The 20,265-nt window shown below is 60.7% G+C and carries 18 protein-coding genes and 1 tRNA gene; 3 read left to right on the forward strand and 16 right to left on the reverse strand.

Annotated features, from left to right (window positions below; genetic code table 11):
* Positions 1-497: 497 nt before the first annotated feature.
* Both JJB99_RS32225 and ald read right to left on the reverse strand, forming a co-directional pair.
* Positions 498-562: transfer RNA gene (locus tag JJB99_RS32225), tRNA-Ser, on the reverse strand.
* 94 nt (positions 563-656) lie between these two features.
* Positions 657-1,769: an alanine dehydrogenase gene (gene ald, locus JJB99_RS32230; protein WP_200496165.1), complete on the reverse strand. Its 1,113-nt coding sequence runs from the start codon at positions 1,767-1,769 to the stop codon at positions 657-659.
* A gap of 448 nt (positions 1,770-2,217) precedes the next feature.
* Between ald and JJB99_RS32235 the strand changes: the two genes are divergently transcribed.
* Positions 2,218-2,940 carry a LuxR family transcriptional regulator gene (locus JJB99_RS32235; RefSeq protein ID WP_200496166.1) on the forward strand — a complete coding sequence of 241 codons (723 nt, stop codon included), beginning with the start codon at positions 2,218-2,220 and terminating at the stop codon, positions 2,938-2,940.
* 699 nt (positions 2,941-3,639) lie between these two features.
* Here the strand turns inward: JJB99_RS32235 and JJB99_RS32240 are convergent.
* A complete protein-coding gene (locus JJB99_RS32240) occupies positions 3,640-4,365 on the reverse strand; it encodes an effector protein NopP (protein WP_283816004.1) in 726 nt (241 codons plus the stop codon).
* 781 nt (positions 4,366-5,146) lie between these two features.
* On the opposite strand from JJB99_RS32240, the gene JJB99_RS32245 reads away from it, so the two are divergent.
* Both JJB99_RS32245 and JJB99_RS32250 read left to right on the forward strand, forming a co-directional pair.
* Entirely contained in the window at positions 5,147-5,776 is a 630-nt protein-coding gene (locus JJB99_RS32245; RefSeq protein ID WP_200496168.1) for an acyl-homoserine-lactone synthase, read from the forward strand.
* Between the two features lie 10 nt (positions 5,777-5,786).
* On the forward strand, positions 5,787-6,776 hold the full coding sequence (locus tag JJB99_RS32250) for a LysR family transcriptional regulator (RefSeq protein ID WP_349628996.1): 990 nt from the start codon (positions 5,787-5,789) through the stop codon (positions 6,774-6,776).
* On the opposite strand, the gene JJB99_RS32255 is transcribed toward JJB99_RS32250, so the two are convergent.
* From JJB99_RS32255 to JJB99_RS32315, 13 genes are all read right to left on the reverse strand, one after another.
* Positions 6,743-6,988: a DUF2274 domain-containing protein gene (locus tag JJB99_RS32255; protein ID WP_200496170.1), complete on the reverse strand. Its 246-nt coding sequence runs from the start codon at positions 6,986-6,988 to the stop codon at positions 6,743-6,745. The genes JJB99_RS32250 and JJB99_RS32255 overlap by 34 nt on opposite strands.
* Before the next feature lie 5 nt (positions 6,989-6,993).
* Entirely contained in the window at positions 6,994-8,208 is a 1,215-nt protein-coding gene (locus JJB99_RS32260) for a TrbI/VirB10 family protein (RefSeq protein WP_200496171.1), read from the reverse strand.
* The gene (trbG, locus tag JJB99_RS32265) at positions 8,205-9,200 is read right to left on the reverse strand and encodes a P-type conjugative transfer protein TrbG (RefSeq protein WP_200496172.1); all 996 of its coding nucleotides are present in this window, start codon (positions 9,198-9,200) and stop codon (positions 8,205-8,207) included. The genes JJB99_RS32260 and trbG overlap by 4 nt, the downstream gene beginning before the upstream one ends.
* The gene (gene trbF, locus JJB99_RS32270; RefSeq protein WP_200496173.1) at positions 9,197-9,880 is read right to left on the reverse strand and encodes a conjugal transfer protein TrbF; all 684 of its coding nucleotides are present in this window, start codon (positions 9,878-9,880) and stop codon (positions 9,197-9,199) included. Before trbF ends, trbG begins: the two co-directional genes overlap by 4 nt.
* Positions 9,881-10,364: 484 nt before the next feature.
* A complete protein-coding gene (gene trbL / locus JJB99_RS32275) occupies positions 10,365-11,594 on the reverse strand; it encodes a P-type conjugative transfer protein TrbL (RefSeq protein ID WP_200496174.1) in 1,230 nt (409 codons plus the stop codon).
* Positions 11,591-11,974 carry a putative entry exclusion protein TrbK-alt gene (gene trbK-alt, locus JJB99_RS37060; protein WP_200496175.1) on the reverse strand — a complete coding sequence of 128 codons (384 nt, stop codon included), beginning with the start codon at positions 11,972-11,974 and terminating at the stop codon, positions 11,591-11,593. Before trbK-alt ends, trbL begins: the two co-directional genes overlap by 4 nt.
* Positions 11,974-12,705 carry a P-type conjugative transfer protein TrbJ gene (gene trbJ, locus JJB99_RS32285; protein ID WP_200500399.1) on the reverse strand — a complete coding sequence of 244 codons (732 nt, stop codon included), beginning with the start codon at positions 12,703-12,705 and terminating at the stop codon, positions 11,974-11,976. Before trbJ ends, trbK-alt begins: the two co-directional genes overlap by 1 nt.
* The gene (gene trbE / locus JJB99_RS32290) at positions 12,702-15,143 is read right to left on the reverse strand and encodes a conjugal transfer protein TrbE (protein WP_200496176.1); all 2,442 of its coding nucleotides are present in this window, start codon (positions 15,141-15,143) and stop codon (positions 12,702-12,704) included. Before trbE ends, trbJ begins: the two co-directional genes overlap by 4 nt.
* 9 nt (positions 15,144-15,152) lie before the next feature.
* Positions 15,153-15,416: a VirB3 family type IV secretion system protein gene (locus JJB99_RS32295; RefSeq protein WP_200496177.1), complete on the reverse strand. Its 264-nt coding sequence runs from the start codon at positions 15,414-15,416 to the stop codon at positions 15,153-15,155.
* Positions 15,416-15,676 carry a TrbC/VirB2 family protein gene (locus JJB99_RS32300; RefSeq protein ID WP_246752404.1) on the reverse strand — a complete coding sequence of 87 codons (261 nt, stop codon included), beginning with the start codon at positions 15,674-15,676 and terminating at the stop codon, positions 15,416-15,418. Before JJB99_RS32300 ends, JJB99_RS32295 begins: the two co-directional genes overlap by 1 nt.
* A gap of 77 nt (positions 15,677-15,753) precedes the next feature.
* Positions 15,754-16,674 (reverse strand): P-type conjugative transfer ATPase TrbB, encoded by a 921-nt coding sequence (gene trbB / locus JJB99_RS32305; protein WP_433995741.1) that lies wholly within the window; start codon positions 16,672-16,674, stop codon positions 15,754-15,756.
* 200 nt (positions 16,675-16,874) lie between these two features.
* On the reverse strand, positions 16,875-17,303 hold the full coding sequence (locus JJB99_RS32310; protein WP_200496179.1) for a CopG family transcriptional regulator: 429 nt from the start codon (positions 17,301-17,303) through the stop codon (positions 16,875-16,877).
* A 6-nt stretch (positions 17,304-17,309) separates the two neighbouring features.
* Positions 17,310-19,292: a conjugal transfer protein TraG gene (locus JJB99_RS32315; protein WP_200496180.1), complete on the reverse strand. Its 1,983-nt coding sequence runs from the start codon at positions 19,290-19,292 to the stop codon at positions 17,310-17,312.
* Between the last annotated feature and the right edge of the window lie 973 nt (positions 19,293-20,265).

A 20,265-nucleotide genomic window follows, 5' to 3' on the forward strand; every position in this document is an offset into this window, starting at 1 on the left:
ATAGAGCCAATGTGGTTGCGGAAATGGCCAAACTGCGCGGAATGGCGCCAGCGACCGTCGCATTCGCGAAAATCGCTTATCTGTCACTTCGTCATTCGCCAATTGAACATCCACATGCAAAGTGTGCCCGGGATTGGTGCAGATGTAAGCCAGTCGGCGGTCGCCATAATTGTGCGAGCACCCCGTCTTCGATCTTCCTGCCGCGCTTCTTAGGCGTTACTTCCTTGCGGTAGCGCGTAATAAAGTCGGCCAATCTGATGGTCTTGAGAACGGCGCTATCGGCCGGCAATTCGGAGCGGTCCGCCCGAATCTCCATTTCCTGGCCCAAGCGTCCGCATCCTTCCTTCGAAGGAAGGATTTTCACATGGCGCCTGGGCCTGTCCGCCTGACTTGAATCTACCATTTCTTGCCTCGTTGCCTGATCGTGGCCAGGTTTTTTCTCGCTGTGACACGGTGAGGGCCTAAGTCGCTGATGCCTTCTATTCCGGCTTTCCAGATGGCGCACCCGACACGATTCGAACGTGTGACCTTTGCCTTCGGAGGACATGTCACACCGTCTTGCGCAGACTTGTGCCATTCCGCCCTCAAAAAAGGGCCACTCCCGAAGGAGTGGCCAAAGTCAGGGAGGAAAACGCCCCCTAAGGAGCCTCTGGGGATCAGGCCGCGGCCTGTTCGATCGGTGAGAAGGGCAGCCCGAGACTCTCGGCCACGGCCTTATAAGTTAGCCGGCCCCGATAGACATTCAGGCCTGCGCGCAGATGCGGATTCTCAAGCACGGCTGCAAATCCCTTGTTGGCGAGAGCCAAACCAAAGGGCAGCGTGGCATTGTTTAATGCCTGGCTTGAGGTGAGCGGGACAGCTCCGGGCATATTGGCGACGCAGTAATGAATGACGCCATCCACCTCGTAGGTTGGATCCGCATGCGTCGTCGGACGCGAGGTCTCGAAGCATCCGCCCTGATCGATAGCTACGTCCACGATGACGGAGCCCTTGCGCATCGAGCTCAACATGCCGCGACTGACCAGCTTCGGCGCGCTGGCGCCGGGAACGAGCACCGCACCGATGACAACGTCCGCTGCAAAGACTTCCTCCTCAACGGCGTCTATGGTCGAGAACCTAGTGCGAACGCGCCCCTCGAATAGTTCGTCCAGTTCGCGAAGCCGGGGAATCGAACGATCGAGGATCGTGACCTCGGCACCCAGTCCCACTGCCATCCGTGCGGCATGTGCACCAACAACCCCGCCTCCGATCACAACGATACGGGCCGGCTGCACACCGGGCACACCGCCGATCAATAGCCCCCGCCCACCTGAGTAGCGCCTCAGCGCCGCGCCCGCTGCTTCGATCGCAAGTCTGCCCGCAACCTCGCTCATTGGCGCAAGCAGCGGAAGCCCGCCAGCCGGACCAGTCACGGTCTCGTAGGCAATGGCGGTACATCCGGACTTTATGAGGCCCTTAGCCTGCTCCGGGTCCGGCGCCAAATGCAGATATGTGAAGAGAATCTGGTTCTCTCGCAGCTGGGTCCATTCCGAAGGCTGGGGCTCCTTGACCTTTACGATCATCTCGCTCGACGCAAAGACCTCCCGAGCGGAGTCCAAGATCGTTGCGCCAGCCTTGCGATACTGATCGTCTGTTGCGCCGATGCCAGCGCCAGCCGCCGTCTCGATCAGCACGCTATGGCCTGCAGCCACGTACTCGCGGACAGCCCCAGGGGTCAGGCCCACGCGGTATTCGTGCGTCTTGATCTCCTTGGGAACACCGACTTTCATTTGAATCTCCTCTTTGACGGCCCCTTCTAGTGGGAATCGCGGTGCAAACTTGCGAAAGTGGAGCCAAGTCGCGCGGAAATTCCGCGATTCTTTGCGCGATCGCGCAGGATTTCAAAGAAGCAAACGAGACGGACACGGCGACCGCCGATGCGCCGCTGCAAGCGGCGGATTACTGGAGCACATTCTCGTGGCGAGCGAAAACCATTTGCCACTGCGATCGCGCGGCTATAGGACGCTGCATCAAAACAATCACAAGATGTCGAGCACGACTTGACCCGAGCCGACTTGATCTCATCATTGGAGGCAGGCGATCAGATTTCGCCGCGTTCGCGCATGATCCTGAAAGACGTCACAGGACTTGTCCGTGCGCGACGAAGTGACTTGAACCCGCCATGTGAATTTGTTGATCGAGGCGAAAGTCATTCGAGTGTCTACAGCGAGAAGGACAATGCGCTACATTTTTCAGGCTTTCGTCGATCAACTCATCGAAAGTAATGACGTTGATGACCTTAGGCTCGGAATGGCCGAAACTGCCGCCGCGCTTGAGCTGTCTTCTTTCGCCTACCTCGGTTTGCCTTCCAGACCAGGTGCGCAGCCGCTTCTGATTTCGACTTATCCATCAAGCTGGACCTCGCATTACGTCCAGCAGCGGTATCATCGGTTCGATCCTGTGATTATGCAATCTGTTCGCCGGGACAAGGCCTTTGAGTGGGGCCTTGGTCTCGGACCAGAAGCACATTCGGAGCCTGCGCGTCAGCTTTTCGAGGAGGCCGCCCGATTTGGGATTCGCTGCGGCTTCACCGTTCCGATTCATGAGAGCGGCGTCGCGGTTGCCGCGATCACATTTGCTGCCAGTGAACGAGATGCGTCCTTTGGACGTTCCGTACGCCGGCATGCTCGAATACTTCCCTTTATAGCAACGACTTTCCATGCACACGCGCAACGTAAGCTGCGCGACCGCGATCAGATTGATGGTGTCACGTTTTCTCGGCGGCAAATCCAATGTCTGGATTGGGCCGCTCAGGGCAAGTCGTCCTGGGAAATTGGCCGGATCATGGGCATCTCTCACCATACGGTCGCGTTTCACCTGGACAACGCCAAGGCCAAGCTGGGCGTTCGATCGACGACCCAAGCGGTCGCGCGTTATATTGCGGCTGGTCGAAAACTCTAGCTACCGCTTTGGCCGATTGTTGGATTGGGCGCTTCAGGAGGCTTCCCCAATCGATTTTCCAATGATGCTTTTGGAGGACTGGCCATAGTGGAATGGAGACGAATTCTGACGCTGACTCAAGCTCTTGGGATGGCTTGGGTCATAAGACCCGGCAATTGTGATCGCAAGAGCGTTCAGCCGATTGCAGAATGCTTTGCTACAGGCAACTGGGATCTGTTGCTGGCCTCGGCTCAACCAACGATGCCTTCCGTACGTCACGCCATCGCTGGTCTCAGCGTTCCGGCATCGTCTTAGCGGCGTCCATACTCAGAAAACAAATCCTGGAGGCGAACCTGGCGCAAATCCATTCTGCGACCTACTTGGCGCGCCCTGATTCCTTTGGACCCGAGGTGATTCAGCACACACCAGCAGAGGACAGGAAGATCTCAGTAGCGGGCCGCAATTCTAGGTCGCGGGCAAGATCGCGCCGACCCGTTCTGCTCCTTCTAACAAGGCAGCGTTCCCGCCTAAATTGAGCGCGCGTGGCCGTAGCGAGGTCTTCCCTATGGAGAGACCCAGGGCACATCGTGCGGCGGATGAGCAGCCGCGCTCGAGGCGCGCACTGCCGTCTCCGCGTATGGTTTGCGAGCTCTTCGAGGATCGAAAAACAGAGGAGATCGATCAGTTTCTCAATCCGCGGCGGTTTCGATCGCTCTCCGATCACATGTAGTCATCTTCATACTCGTACCCCGAGCTTGCTACAGTGGCATCATCGCGCTCGCCGTCCTCCGCTTTAGCCAGATAGAGTTCAGGCTTGTTTGCGCGCTGCCACTCACCTGCGCTGTTCGTTGTCCACTTGTCGGGATGCTGCGTAGGATCAAGGACCATGTTGCAGTCGTCGACCTCGACGAAGCCCAGCTTCGCCGCGCGGGCTTTCGATTCTTCACTGAGTGGAAACCATTTGAGCAACGGTTCTTCGCCCTCGCCCGCATCCCGCCGAAGTTGATGCTCGAGCAGAATGTCCCCTGCGTTCTCAACCAGGGGGTGGGCAAGCTGCAGATCGACGACGGAGGTGATGTGAGTTCGCCCGGGAAACAAGTCCCTCCACCTGTCGTCGTGGAGCTCGGTCATACTGAATCCGCCTTCCGTTCGTAGCAGCGCGGCAGTTGTGTCTCCAAGTTTGTAGCTGTAGTACCGCGCGTCCTCCGAATCTCTCGTCGTGCCGTAGTCCTTTGCAGCCTCTCTGACGTTTTCAGCCCGCTTGGACACGAAACGCGAGTACTCTTGAGGATTCCTGGCGATCCGCCTTATTTCCTCATCATTTTGGAAGACCTTTGCTTCTCTCCGAAATGTCGCCTTGTCGATCGCCACAATCGGAGGTTCGCTCACAAGGGAATAAGACTGCGCTGCAGAAGAGGAGTTGGACGCCGATGCGCCCAGGTCCATTTTCGCGAACCTGTCCGCGAAATCTTCTGAATCCGATTGATCCTCGTAGGATGTCCACGAGTGTGTTGCGTCATATCCAGCAGTTCGACCGTACATGAGGATTCGCCCTCCTAAAGGCGCAGAGAGTCTTGTGTTGATTCAGGCTGATTGGGCCCCACAGAAGTCGATAATCAGGCTTTCTGACCGCAAGCTGACGGGGATGGGTCCTGGAACTGCAGCGAGAATATCAGCTGGTTGACGTGCTGGAGACAATCGAACTCAGCTCCGGGATACAACGCGTGATTATTCACACTCGAAGAATTGGTTTTGAAGAGTCGGGCGATCAGTGACCAAACGGCAATCGCTTCGCGCATGACGGATCGGGAGACCTGTCCGAAATAGCCGTTCTGTTGCCGAGTTGGACGAGCAAAAAGACCCTCGGATGTAAACCGATGGAGTAAGGCAACCTCAGCTGACGGCTTTTCATCTTGGCATATCCTCGGAACCGGAATACCAGCACCACGGTGCGCTCATCGTGGACGGCCATGCGCCTCCGGCGCCTTAGGCCATCCGAACGTGGTCTCACGACTCCACCCGAACGGATCCAGCAGATGCTTCAATCGGCAGAAGAACTGGAACAGGCGATGATCGCCGCTACGAGCTCGAACGGGTGGCGCTATGCAGCCAAAAGGTTCTGACCTAGCCAGTCGGATCTCGTTATCACACCCTCCTTAACTGAGGAGGCTGCACATCCCCAGCAATTCGCCTTCAATGCCCGCCCTGCGGCTTTGGAGGCACGATTATGATGCAGATCATTACACAGGAATTCTATGGAGCCTTTGCTGAAGACCTTTGTGAGATGCACAAACTTAGATACCGGGTTTTCAAAGAACGACTCGCATGGGACGTTCAGACCAGCGGAGACATGGAGATCGACGAATTCGACGCACTCGGTCCCGTCTACCTGATTCAGCGATCGAGCAATTACAGCGTTCAGGGGTGCGTGCGACTGCTTCCATCGACTGGACCAACCATGTTGCGTGATACGTTTCCTGTACTGCTCGATGGGCAGCTCTTCGAAGCGAATCCTTCAGTCTGGGAAAGCAGCCGCTTCGCGCTGGATGTTGACGCTGAAGCGCGGGGAACGATGCGCGGGCTGACCAGCGCGACCTATGAGCTCTTCGCCGGCATGATCGAATTCGGCCTTTCGAGGCAGCTCACCGAAATCATCACGGTGACCGACGCCCGGATGGAGCGCATCTTGCGTCGCGCCGGGTGGCCTCTGCGGCGGGTCGGCCAGGCAAGGACATTGGGAAACACCCAAGCAGTTGCTGGCTATCTCGAAATTTCAGCGGCCGCACTATCCCGGGTCCGCGACACCGGAACACTCCGCTCACCTGTGCTCTGGGAGCCGGCGCTGAAAGCTGCGTAGAGGGTACCGTATGTCAGCCCGCTCAACCTCCCAACCATTAGCGATCGCTATTTCAAGAGACATGTCTCACCCTGCCCAATCGACCAATATCAGTCTACATCACTTGCGAGCCGCGGTTGCTGCGGCCGACTGCGGAAGCTTTCGACAGGCGGCCGAATTCCTGTCCGTGCAGCATTCAGTGCTCAGTCGCTCGATCAGTCAATTTGAGCACCTGGTCGGAGTGGCTCTTTTTGACCGTTCGACTGGCGGGGTCGTGCCAACGCGGGCCGGTCGAACGATCCTGCAGATGTCGCGAATGATCCTTGAGCAGCTCGACACGCTGGTCGCAACGGGACGTTCGAGCGGCCGCGGCGAGGCGGGCCACCTTTCCGTGGGTTTCTGCACCTCGATATCTGCGGGCAATCTTCGTGCCACTCTCGCCGAATTCAGGAAGCGAGCTCCCATGGTCGCGCTCACCACGGCCGAACAGTCGCGCACGCGCCTGATGGATTCTGTTCGCATTGGCACGACCGATGTCGCCGTTGTGCCTGGAGGACGTACGCTGGCCGGTCAGAAGAGTCTGCCGGTTTGGAGCGAACGCATTCTCGTTGTGCTTCCAAAGGATCATGCTCTGCTCACCCGCACCGTTATCTACTGGACCGATCTTTTCAACGAGACGGTCCTTCTAAGTCAACGCGATCCGGGAAGCGATATGGAAGAGCTGCTGGTTTCAAAGCTGGTTGCCAATGAGAGGCGACCAAAGATCGAGCGGCATGATGTCAGCCGAGGTATCATCAAGAGTCTCGTCAGCCTGGGGCTTGGAATAAGTCTGGTGCTCGAAGCTGACGTCGGAGCCAACTTCACCGGCGTGGTCTATCGCGAAATCCAGGACGGCTCTGGACCAAGCCGTATGGGCTTCAACGCGTACTGGCGAAAGGACAATGAGAACCCGGCGCTTATGCGCTTCCTGGATCTCCTGGCCGAACGTTATCCCTCGCCGCCTTCAACGGCAGAGGGGTGACTTGAACGCCTGAGCTTTCTGAAACCGCGATCGGTGCCCATGAACCGTGCCAGCATCGGCGCAATCAGCTTGGTGGGATCCACTGACTGGTTCGATTCACGCGAGAGGGTCTCGGCATAGGCGACAAGATCTCGATGCACGGACGCCGGCAGATCAACACTGATCTTGACGGGTTTTTCATCTGGGATCGCTCCGATTTTGAGTTTTGGCATGTGCATCACCCTTTATATGGCTCCAGAACGAGATCACGGTTGATATTGACGCGGATCGGAAACCCGGGCCGGACAGTGAGTGTGGGCTGGATGTTGAGACTGCGCCGAACCACTTGCTGTCCGGTTTGGTTGAGCGAATCCGCCGCGCCATGCCGCAACGCCTGAATGATCGCACTATCGTTGCCGTTGGTATCGGAGCCAGCTCCCAATTCTGTGCCGACGGCCAGGAAGGTCGAAAGTGCCGCCGCCTTGAAGAGTTCACCCCAGTGGTTGTCGACCTCGTCTTCAAGCCCTGCATACCCTGATGGGTCCGCGCCGGGTTGCCGCTCGAGGACGATGGAGCGCCCGTTCGGCATGATCAGCCGGGTCCAGACCAGCAACACACGTGACTGGCCGAAGCTGATCTGGCTGTCATAGATACCGATGAGACGCGCGCCCTGCGGGATCAGCAGAAAGCGGCCCGTCGGCGTGTCATACACGTGCTCCGTGACTTGAGCCGTGATTTGTCCCGGCAGATCGGAGCGGATCCCCGTGATCAAGGCTCCGGGAATGACCGTTCCTGCCTGCACCACATAGGGTGAAGCAGCTTTCGTAATCCGATCCGGACTCGTGGTCCGCCTGTCCACAGCAGCATTCACGAATGCAAGCTTGCGGTCCTGCGCATTCTGCCCAGATCCCTCCTCGCCGCTGAACGCTGGCGCAGCCACGTTCGCGCGATCGACTGCTTGACCGGTGCCAACCGGATTTGAGGCCTCTCGCGCATTCATGGTGGCAAACAAACGGCTGATGCGCGCCGCCTCTGCCTCCTGGTTCTCTCGCTGCCGCTCCTGATCGGGCGAACCTTGCGCGGTACCGGCTGGCTGCCCTTGAGCAGAGAGGATCGGGCGGCCAAGATCGCCTGGAAGCGGCGGGCCCAACTGCGGCACCTGGCGTGGCACCTTCGCGTAATCCTGCGGAAGCGCAGTGATACTCTCCGCAAGGTTGTGATGATCCGTGCTGTAGAGCTCTTCTGGCCTGGGACCGCGTGGCTGGTTTTTCTGCAGTGCCCAGAAGGTCGCCCCAGCCACAAGGAATACTGCGAGGGAGCTTCCGGTCAACAGGACCTTGCGCGAAAGGCGGGTCACGCGCGGGTATTCCGGCCGGAGCCGAAACAGCTCTGCCTGATCCTGAGACGTCCGCTGCGTGCCGGCCGGTTGTTCTTCATCCTGACGGTCGGTCATGTCGAGCTCCCGTCGGTCCGAATAATTCTGACCTTCTGCTGGTGCTCTCCGCCCAGGCGAAGTTCGGCGGCTGCGAACAGCCGATCGACAATCAGCAGATTGCCATAGGCCCGATAGTTGACGATCTCGGTCTTGCCGTCAGGGCCGAGGGCAAACAGGGGAGGCATTTCGCCCTGTACGATGCCTTGTGGAAATTCGATGTAGACCTTGCGACCATCATCATAGGCCGCAATGGGACGCCACGGAGCGTTGTCACCTTCGATACGGTAACGGAACCGGCGCTGCGCGATGTCGGGCAAAGCAGGTGTCAAAGGTGCTGATTGCCTTTTGCCCTGCCGATCTTGCGGGTAGTACCACGCAACCAAGGGCATGTAGGGCTTTTCGCGTGAGCGAAGCTCAATGAGATAGGTGCGCCGATCCGTGTTGATGACGAGGTTCGTTTCGATCGAGGCGCGCGTCGGCTTCACCAAGACATGGACGCGGCGGGTGTCCCCGCTTCCGTTCTCGGTATCACCGACGACCCAGCGCACCGTGTCACCGGCCGCAATCGGGCCGGACCCGACCAGCTGCTCGCCCTCTTCCAGCGCGATGTCCGTGATTTGACCCGGCGCTGCGTAGACCTGGTACAGGGCACCGGGACTGAAGCTGTAGATCTGCGCGGCGTTGAAATACCCGCGTTTGCGTGGCTGGACGCGAGCTGCGCTATTGGCCGCTTCGACCCTCTCGACCGGCTCGGCTTCCTCCTTTGCCCCCGATTTGCCGCCGAGCGCCGGGTTCCAGGCGGGCGGGACGTGAAGTGGCCGGCTCCGATCATCGACATCGGCCGGTAGCGGCGGCAGTGGCGGCACGTCGGAGTCATAGGTGATCTGGGGCGGAATATAGGTCGAGCAGGCGGCAAGGATGCACGCGAGCACCGCGAGCACTGAAACGGCCGCCCTACCCGATGACCCTGGAGAGATGCCGGTCGCCACTTGAGAGGATTGCGGCTTCATTGCCCGAGCTCCTTCGACCAGCTGATTGCATTGACGTAGACGCCGAGAGGATTCTTCCGCAACCGATCGGCATCGCGAGGGGGTTGAATGACGATCGTCAGAATGGCGGTCCAGCGCTCGGTTGAACCAAGCGATCCGTTCTCGTAGCCGCGCTCGACCCAGGCGACACGGAAGCTTTCCGTTGAGGCGCGGATCACGCTCGAGACCTCGACTGAGACTTGCGTCTTCCCGAGCCTTGCGAAGGGATCATTGCTCCTGGCGTATTCGTTGAGCGCAGCGGCCCCGCGGTCAGTGGTGAAGTCGTACGCCCTCAGCCAGTTCTGGCGCAGGACAATGCCGTCTGCAGGCAGACCGCGGACGTCCTCGATAAAGCGAGCCAAGTGATAGGCAATCTGCGCATCACTGGGTTCGAAATCGGTTGTCGCGGGAGCCACTCTTTGCGCCTGGCCGAGACGATCGACTTCGACGACCCACGGCGTGATCGTTCCTTGCGTGGATTGCCAGACCAGCCCTGCCGCGAGGCCACACGAGAGCGTCAGGCAGCTGAATGCCATCAGCCGCCAATTTTTGGCCTGCACACGTGCCGAACCGATGCGCTCGTCCCACGCTTGCGCCGCCTTCTGGTAGGGCGTCACCGGCGCGGGCGTTCGCCCGTAGTGAACCGAAGACCTCTTGAACATCAGTGATTTCCCCAAGGAACGGAATTGCGAGTTGCGTTTTGCTCGATGGCCAAGCGACGGGTGCGGAGGGGCGCGATCACGTCGCTTGCTCGACGCGCACGACGTGTCTGAACACGCAAAGGCAGCGCGAGACACGGCAGGCCCTGCACTGCCGTCGGCGAACGCTTGAGCACAAACCGCGGAGGTCAGGCAGCAAATGCCCGAGCGGCAGCGTAACGAGGGCGTCCCGCCGATCCTGCATGGTCGGCATCTCGAACACTTGTTGCCTCTCGTGCAGTGGCGCTCTCATTGATGTGGACTGCTCATGCATGGCCTGCCAGAGAAGCGCGGGCGTAAGGCTCAACGAGAGTGCTTGAGAAGCCAGCACCAGAGCTTGCCACGCCGGGCCATGCCAGGCGCGCCGCCCAGGGCGCGCGCTTGAACTTGGCTGGTCAGTCCTGTGGTCGTGTTCGTGCGGCTTCTCAGCAAACGGGCACTTTGACATCTAGCGCCCTCCGTCGGACAGATCGATCGAGCTGCCACTTCCCCCATGGTCTCCCGACCGAACGGCATGACTTGCCGCCGAAACTCCATGGCTGATTGTCTGCGCGCGCTTCATGCGCCGCGCCCAATCCGGCGGACCTTCCCCCGAACTGGCAGAGGTCGTGCCGGTCGACTGGCTGCCGCGATGGATCGCCGTGGAGGCTCTGCGGAGCGGACTGACAGAAGCGGAAGCAGCAGCCTCGGCAACACCACCGATGCCGCCGCTCCGGTAGGCGGCCGCCGCGCCGCTTGCGATCGCGCTGCCGCCCCGCGCCGCACCTGCGATCGCTCCGCCGGCGAGGCCGACACCGCCGGCAGCCAGACCGGCTCCTGCTGCAGCCATCCCGCCGGCCGCAAATCCGGTACCGACCGCGCTGCCCGCTCCGAGCTGGGGACCACCGGATACCAGTCCGTTCGCGATTCCGGGTCCAAAGATTCCAAGACCCAAAAGCGACAATGCGGCCAAAACCAGAGTCATGGCATCTTCGATCGTCGGCTGACCGCCATGGAAGCCGGAGGTGAACTGGGAAAACAAGGTCGAGCCGATACCGACGATCACGGCCAGCACGAGCACCTTGATGCCGGACGACACGACATTGCCGAGGACGCGTTCGGCCGCAAACGCCGTCTTGCCGAACAGGCCGAACGGAAGCAGCACGAAACCTGCCAGGGTCGTCAGCTTGAACTCGATCAGGGTGACGAAAAGCTGGATTGCCAGAACGAAGAAGGCGAGCAGGACGACGGCCCAGGCGAACAGCAGGACAACGATCTGGACAAAGTTCTCAAAAAAACTGATGTAACCCATCAGGTTTGAGATCGAATCCAGGATCGGCCGGCCGGCATCGAGTCCGACTTGTGCGATTTTTCCAGGGTGAACGAAATCGCCTGCCGAAAGGCCTGTTCCTGAGGCCTTCAATCCGAGACCGGCGAAGCTTTCGAAGACGATACGGGCGAGATGATTCCAATTACCGATCAGGTAGGCGAAGACAGCGACGAACAGGGTTTTCTTGACGAGCCGCGCGACGATGTCCTCATCCGTGCCCCAGCTCCAGAACAGGGCGGCCAGGGTGATGTCGATCGCAGCCAGCGTTGTCGCAAGATAACCCACCTCGCCGCCAAGAAGCCCAAAGCCATTGTCGATGTAGCGGGTGAAGGTCTCGAGGAACTGATCGATAATTCCCGTGCCCGTCATTGATTACCTCCCTCAGGCGACGCGACGGAGGGATCGCCTTGGGGCATTCGGCTCTGATCTTTCGGCGCTGACAGCACCGGGGAGCCGGCTCGATCGTTGGCTGCGGGACTAATCGAGCTCACGCCTGGACGGAAGAACCGGCGCCGGTTCTCCGCCCAGATCCTCTGGCAATCCCGATACGCCGGAGAATGCTCTGACGTCACGGTACGGCAGCGGGTGAGATCGGATTCCATGGGCCGGGTGGCCGTTATGCTCGATGGCGTCGAACCGATGACTTTGTCCGGGCCGCGTAGCTGGATCGTGCATGCGACGATGAGTGCCGCTCCGCCAATCACCGTGACAGCGAGCGACACTGCCTGGAATGCCTTTTGATCGCTCATCAATGAAACATCTGCACGCTGGAGGATTGATAACCCTGGCCGCTCGTCAGAAAGCGCCGAAGCTGCTCGCGCGCTTGGTCCTGAGCCGCGGCGCGCCGGGCGGATTCGAGCGATTGAGCTCTGCCCTGCGCCGCCACGGTCGCGGTCAAGTCGGCGAGCTGCGCTGCCTGTAGTGCCAGGATCTGGTTGCCGGCTTGCGTGGCCTGCAGGGCCCCGCTTGCACCCTGGCTTGAGCTCACCAGTGCTGAGGTCTGAACACGGTTTGTGTCGAGATTTCCGACAACGCCGGCTTGCACACGAAGCGCGTCCTGAAACGCCGCGACCGAATTCTGCCAGCGCGATTGCGCACCTGCGATTAACGCTGAATCGGATTGGCTGCTGGTTGCCGGTCCGTAGCTCGTGGCAAAGGCCCGATCGATCTGCTGCACGTCATAGGCGATGCGCTGGGCCTGGTTGAGAAGCTGCTGGGTGCGCTGAATGGAGCTCTGGAGCTGCTGCAGCGAGGTATATGGCAGGCTTGCGAGGTTCTTCGCCTGGTTGATCAACATTTGCGCCTCGTTCTGCAACGAGGTGATCTGATTGTTGATCTGCTGCAGCTCTCGTGCTGCGGTCAGGACATTCTGGACGTAGTTGTTGGGATCAAAGACGATCCATTGCGCCCCGCTGGGCGCGGTTGCCAGCAGCGAGACAGCAACGATGCTGATCGCCAGAGCGAGACGACGAGGGCTCATTGCGATTTCTCCAGATTGCCAAGATTGGGAATAAGGTCCACGGCCCAACCGGCTCCGCGGTGCTGGAGCCAAGCAGGCACAAAGGCCTCGCGCCCGTGCTCTGTGACCAATCGATCGATCGCGGCCTGGTCCGTCTTGGAGGATGCAGCCGCAAAGGCGAGCGCGACTTCACCGAGCCCGAGCTCGAACATGCGGTTGCCGCGGCGGGACTGGCAGTAATAGTCCCGTTTCGGCGTCGCGCGGCTCAAGAGCTCGATCTGGCGATCGTTGAGCCCAAAGCGGCGGTAGATCGCGGTGATCTGAGGCTCGATCGCCCGCTCATTCGGCAGAAGCAATCGAGTCGGGCAGCTCTCAATGATGGCAGGAGCGATGTCAGATCCATCGATGTCCGACAAAGACTGTGTGGCGAACACCACAGACGCGTTCTTCTTGCGCAGCGTCTTCAACCATTCGCGCAGCTGGCCGGCAAAATCCGCATCATCAAGCGCAAGCCAGCCTTCGTCGACGATCATGAGCGTCGGCCTGCCGTCGAGGCGGTCGCCAATGCGGTGGAACAGATAGGCCAGCACCGCGGGTGCCGCGCCCGTTCCAATCAGTCCTTCGGTTTCGAACGCCTGAACCGACGCCTCGCCAATTCGCTCGAATTCTGCATCGAGCAGCCGGCCATAGGGTCCACCGAGGCAATAGGGTTGCAAAGCGCGTTTCAGGGTCGTCGACTGGAGCAGAACGGACAGCCCTGTCAGGGTCCGCTCCGGCAGGCGCGCTGAAGCAAGGGAGGTCAGCGCCGACCATAGATGATCCTTTGCCTCCGGCGTGATTTCGATCTTCTCGCGGGCAAGGATCGAGGCGACCCAGTCCGTGGCCCAGGCCCGTTCCGCCGTATCGTCGATCCAGGCCAATGGCTGCAACGCGACCGGCTCGGACGCATCTTGCGACAGCGCGCCGCCGAGGTCGTGCCAATCGCCACCCATCGCGAGGGCTGCCGCTCGGATTGAGCCTCCAAAATCAAAGGCGAACACCTGAGACTGGGGATACCGGCGGAACTGGAGCGCCATCAGCGCCAGCAGGACCGACTTGCCGGCCCCGGTCGGACCAACCACAAGCGTGTGTCCGACGTCCCCGACATGAAGCGCGAAACGGAAGGGAGTTGACCCTTCTGTCTTGCCAAAAAGCAGGGGCGGAGCCTTGAAATGATGATCTCGCGCCTCGCCGGACCAGACGGCCGACAGCGGAATCATGTGCGCAAGGTTGAGGGTCGAAATGGGCGGTTGCCGGATGTTGGCGTAGACGTGTCCAGGCAGGCTGCCGAGCCACGCTTCGACGGCATTCACCGTCTCGATCATGCAGGTGAAGTCGCGCCCCTGAATGACCTTCTCGACGAGCCGCAATCTCTCGTCGGCCGAGCGCGCATCTCGTCCCCAAACGGTAACGCTCGCCGTCACGAACGCCTCTCCGATCTGGTCCGAACCTAGCTCCAGGAGCGCCGCGTCCGCATCCATCGCCTTGTTGTGGGCGTCGGTATCGAGAAGCGAGGAGGCCTCGTTGGTCATCACCTCCTTCAGGATCGCAGCAATCGACTTCCGCTTGGCGAACCACTGGCGCCGGATTTTCGTCAGGAGCTTTGTCGCATCCGTCTTGTCGAGCATGATCGCCCGGGTCGACCAGCGGTACGGGAAAGCGAGACGATTGAGGTCATCGAGAATTCCGGGCGTGGTCGCTGTCGGAAACCCGACGATGGTCAGAACGCGCAGATGTGCCGCGCCCAACATCGGCTCGAGACCACCGGTCAAGGGCTGGTCGGCGAGCAATGCGTCGAGATACATGGGAATCTCGGGCACACGAACCCGATGCCGTTTGATTGAGATCGTCGAATGCAGGTAGGTCAGCGTCGCCTCGTCGCCGAGCCAGGCGCATTCGGGCATAAAGCCCTCGATAAGCTGCAGCACGCGGTCGGTTCGGTCGGCAAAGCCGCTGAGAACTTCGCGCGCGTCGGCACTTGGCGTGCGACTGCCGCCTTCATAAAGAAGCCGCTCCGCCCTCGCCGCATCCTCCGCCGGCGGCAGGTAGACGAAAGTCAGGTAATAGCTCGAGTCGTAATGGGCGCCCTCTTCTTCAAACTGCGCGCGGCGCTCGGCATCAACCAGCGCCGATGCAACGTCCGGAAATGTGTCCGGCGGATACGCTCCTGCGGAATGGCGCTGCGCCTCCACGAAGACGGCCCAGCCGGATCCCAGGCGGCGCAGAGCGTTGTTGAGACGACCGGCCACGGCCACGAGTTCGGCCGGGACCGCGCTGTCCAGATCCGGTCCGCGGAATCTGGCCGTTCGCTGAAACGAGCCGTCCTTGTTCAGGATGATGCCCGCGTCGACCAGAGCCGCCCACGGCAGGAAATCGGCAAGCCGCGTGCTCGATCGGCGGTATTCCGCGAGATTCATCATGGGGGAGCTCTAGATGTTGAGATGGGCTGGGACGCGCAGGTGACGGCGCACCACTTCGACGAATGTGGGGTCTCGCTTGGCAGCCCAGACAGCTGCCGCGTGACCAATGGCCCAGAGCAGGAGACCGGCGATCCACAAGCGCAGTCCGAGCCCAAGGGCTGCGGCGAGCGTGCCGTTAACGATGGCGACCGACCGGGGTGCTCCGCCCATCAGGATCGGCTCCGTCAGCGCCCGATGCACCGGCGCGATAAATCCTGCGACAGGCTCGTCCATCACACCACCACCCCGCCGCCGAATGAGAAAAACGACAAGAAGAAGCTCGAGGCTGCAAACGCAATCGAAAGCCCGAACACGATCTGAATCAGCCTGCGAAAGCCGCCCGAGCTATCGCCGAATGCGAGCGTCAGGCCCGTGACGACGATGATGATGACTGCGATGATTTTGGCGACCGGTCCTTCAACCGACTGCAGGATCTGATTGAGCGGCTGCTCCCAGGGCATGTTGGAGCCGGCGGCCCAGGCGGGCGGACTCATGAACAGGACCGCACCGAGTAGCGCGATGGAAACGCTCCAATACGGCACTCGGTTTCGATGGCTCATGTTTCGGTTGCTCATGTGAAGTCTCCTGCTGGTGAAAGGCTGTAATCCCCCGCCGCTCCGAGGCCGTTGACGCGCGCGAGTGCGGCAAGCCGGCGCTCGGCACCGCGCCCGGACAGGACCGCAACGACGTTGATGGTTTCGGCGATCAGGGCGCGCGGCACGGTCATCACGGCTTCCTGGATAAGCTGCTCGAGCCGGCGTAGAGCGCCGAGTGCAGTGCCCGCATGGATGGTGCCGATCCCGCCGGGGTGACCGGTGCCCCACGCCTTGAGCAGATCAAGAGCCTCAGCGCCCCGCACCTCGCCAATGGGAATGCGGTCCGGACGCAGCCGAAGTGAGGAGCGCACGAGATCCGAGAGCGAGACCACGCCATCCTTGGTACGCAGCGCGACCAGATTCGGCGCTTTGCATTGCAACTCGCGGGTGTCCTCGATCAGCACGACCCGGTCACTGGTCTTCGCGACCTCAGCAAGCAATGCATTTGTGAGCGTGGTCTTGCCCGTTGATGTACCGCCAGCGACCAGGATGTTTTTGCGCGAGGCCACGGCCTGGCGCAGTGCCGTGGCGTGATCGGCCGTCATGATGCCTACCCTGGCATAGTCGTCGAGCGTGAAGACCGCGACGGCGGGCTTGCGAATGGCGAATGCTGGTGCCGTGACGACAGGCGGCAACAGGCCTTCAAACCGCTCTCCGGTCTCGGGTAGTTCGGCAGAAATACGGGGCGCGGCGGCGTGGACCTCGGCCCCGACATGATGCGCCACCAGGCGAATGATGCGCTCGCCATCGGCGGCCGATAATTGTTCACCTGTGTCAGTCAATCCGCTGGAGAGCCGGTCGACCCACAATCGGCCGTCAGGGTTCAGCATCACCTCGACGATCGCATCGTCTTCGAGGTAGCGCGCGATAGCGAGCCCCAGCGCGCTGCGGAGCATCCGCGCGCCGCGCGAGATCGCCTCCGACTGAAGAGAATGGATTGCCACTGCTTGCCCCCACCGATCGAGGGCTAAAACAGCGCCCTCGGATGGGGATCATTAGAAAAACCACCAATGACCTTCCTGCAACCAGGCGATCATCTCCATCGTAGTCTGGCGTAGAAAGAGAAAGGCCGGAGCAGCCAGCAAGGCCGGCGCAATCAGTTGCTGGACTCCTCGGGCGCTTCACGAACGATATCGTCCGGAATCTCCCGCAAGAAGCTTTGGCCCTTTTGCAGCCGGCGGCCCAATGTCTCGACGAAGCCTTCAAAGCGCTCACGTCCTTTGATCTGAGCGGCGGCCTGGGCTTCGTTCGGCAAGGGAGGCGTGATCGTCAGCCAAAACCGAACAAACAGAGCCAACGTCTCGGCCGTCAGCCCGACATCCCGCTCAAGCCGCTGCACTTGCCGGGACAACCGGTCGAGACGGCGGGCGAACGCCGCCTCTTTGCGATCGACTCCATCCGGCGACAGAAACGAGATGACGGCCGCCTCGACGATGGCCGATCGCGAGATGTTTTTGCGATCGGCAAGGTCGGAGATCTGCTTCAGAAGCTCCGGCGGGAAATACACGTTCATGCGGTTGCGCATGGGACCTCAGAGATCAATGCCGTCGTTCGGGTCAAGCGCCGCCTGGCGGGCCACGCCCCGCATCTGCTGGCGAAGAAGCCGGGCTTGACGCACGGCGTCATCGTCGTCGTCTAGCACGGCGAACTCTTCTGCCGGCGTCACATCGGTTGTCTCTTTGACGATCGCGACGTGGTCAGGAAGCTCGGGTTCGCGGCGCAGACCGCTGTTGGCGGCATCGGTTTCGGCCCCTCCGGTCTGGACCGTTGAATCATTCCGCACGGGGAGCTTGAGGTTTGACCAACTATCTTCGCGGGAAGACCGCCCCAGTCTGGCCGGCTCTGGCGGTGAGAGAATGCGCTCGGCAAAGCGCCTGTCGTCGTAGTAGCGCACCTTCTTGGCTCGGATTGGCGCCGTCCCGGCCACCATCACGATTTCGTCGGCGGGAGGAAGCTGCATCACCTCGCCGGGTGTGAGCAAGGCGCGTGCGGTCTCCTGCCGCGAGACCATCAGATGGCCAAGCCACGGGTTCAGCCGATGACCGGCATAGTTCTTCATGGCTCGCATCTCGGTCGCAGTCCCAAGCGCGTCCGAAACGCGTCTTGCGGTCCGCTCGTCGTTTGTTGCGAAGCTCACGCGGACATGGCAATTGTCCAAAATCGCATTGTTGGGCCCGTACGCCTTCTCGATCTGGTTCAACGACTGCGCGATCAGGAAGGCCTTGATCCCGTATCCGGCCATGAACGCGAGCGCCGACTCGAAAAAATCCAGACGCCCCAGAGCCGGGAACTCGTCCAGCATCATCAGGACACGGTGGCGGCGGTTCTTGGCTTGGAGATCTTCGGTGATGCGACGGCCGATTTGATTGAGCACGAGACGTATGAGCGGCTTCGTCCGGGAGATGTCGGACGGAGGCACGACAAGATAGAGCGTCGTCGGGCGAGCATCGGCAATCAGGTCCGAGATCCGCCAGTCGCATCGGCTCGTGACCTGCGCCACCACCGGATCCCGATAGAGTCCAAGAAACGACATCGCGGTCGAGAGCACGCCAGAACGCTCGTTTTCCGACTTGTTCAACAGTTCTCGCGCGGTTGAGGCGACAACCGGATGTGGGCCCTGCTCACCAAGGTGCGAGCTTGTCATCATTGCCTTCAGCGTGACCTCGATCGGGCGCTTCGGGTCCGACAAAAAGGCCGCGACCCCGGCGAGCGTCTTGTCGGGTTCTGCATAGAGGACGTGCAGGATGGCACCAACAAGCAGCGAGTGGCTGGTCTTCTCCCAGTGATTCCGCTTGTCGAGCGACCCTTCCGGATCGACCAGCACGTCCGCAACATTCTGGACGTCCCGAACCTCCCATTCGCCGCGGCGTACCTCGAGAAAGGGGTTGTAGGCAGACGATTTTGGATTGGTCGGATCGAACAGCAACACCCGGCCATGTCGGGACCGAAACCCGGCCGTGAGCTGCCAGTTCTCGCCCTTGATGTCGTGCACGATGGCCGAGTCTGGCCACGTCAGGAGGGAAGGAACAACAAGGCCAACGCCCTTGCCGGACCGGGTCGGCGCAAAGCAGAGCACATGCTCCGGTCCGTTGTGGCGCAGGTAATCCTGCGCCAACCTGCCAAGCACGACCCCGTCCCCACCCAAAAGTCCGGCCGCCTGCACCTCCCGCGCATCGGCCCACCGCGCCGAGCCGTAGGTCTGGACATTCTTGGCCTCGCGCGCCCGCCACACCGACATGCCGATCGCGACCGCGATTGAAACGAAGGTCCCCGAGGCCACGATGAATGCACCCTCGACAAAGACCTGAGGGGCATAGGCGTCGTAGACGAACCACCACCAGAAGAAGACGGGCGGGTAATAGATCTTGATGCCCGACAGCTCGAACCATGGCCGTCCTAGCTCCGGCTGATAGGCGAGCCGCCAGGCCGTCCACTCGGTCGCTCCCCAGATCGCCAGCAAGACGATCAGGCCGACGACAATCACCTGTCCCCACAGGATTTTGGTTCCGGACATCCCGAGCACCTTTCGAAAATTGACGATCGGAGTTCGACGATTCTGCCGGCGGAAGGGGCAGGTTCGAACGCCCTCGATTCCACGGAAGCGAAGCTGTTGCGCGCGACTGTCCATCGCGTCGATCAGGGCGTACGCCTCGCCAGCGTCATGTAGTCCAAGATCGACTCCTCGCCCAACGATGCTGTTTCTTCCTGTGCCGCGAGGATGCCTCTTCTGGGGGGCAGGGGAAAAGGCGCGGGCACAGCCGTTGCGGTAAGGCGATCGAGGCCTTTGGTCGTCCCTCGCCTCTGATCAGCCCATTCGAGTAGGGACGCGAGCCATCAACGAACTGACCGAGAGAATCATTGCCAGCGACGCCTACGCGACACAAGGACGCAACTCCATCGATCGGACATATGGTGACGGAAGAGCATCATTGATGAGGAAAGCGCAGGTTGGCAAACGGGAGCGACCCCAATCGCATTCCGGCGCACGGGATCGGGCTTTGTGTTCGCCCGCGGGTGGGAGCACTCTGCGGTATCCTTAAGATCACAAGATCAATCATTATCTCACGCTCAGTCCAATGCTGGAGCGTACGATCACCGTGATCCCGGCTTCGATCGGGTATACTGAATGAAATGCTGATACGCTGTTCGAACGCGTGAAGCACCTCGCTGCTCTTCAGGAAGCCAAGCAATGAATCACAAGAGATTCATCCATTGCAAGGTTTTCGATCGAGAGCGTGGAATTGTGAAGCGCACTTGTGAGCAATTGAAAGCTAGGGAAGTGCGGGGAGCATCTCTCACATAAATGCGCTTACGCGGCGGCGACGCGCCTGCACTAGCTTCCCATGCTGGCGCTGATGCGCCGCGGGGGGCCTATCATTGAATCACGAGCCGTTTCGTCGTCTTTATCCGGCCGCAAATCCGACGGAGTCGGATCAAGTCAGTTCTGTTCATGCAGCCATCGTCGAGTCGAGTACCCCGCGCAAGGT

Origin of the sequence: Bradyrhizobium diazoefficiens (assembly GCF_016616235.1) — a bacterium.
Lineage (GTDB): Bacteria > Pseudomonadota > Alphaproteobacteria > Rhizobiales > Xanthobacteraceae > Bradyrhizobium > Bradyrhizobium diazoefficiens_H.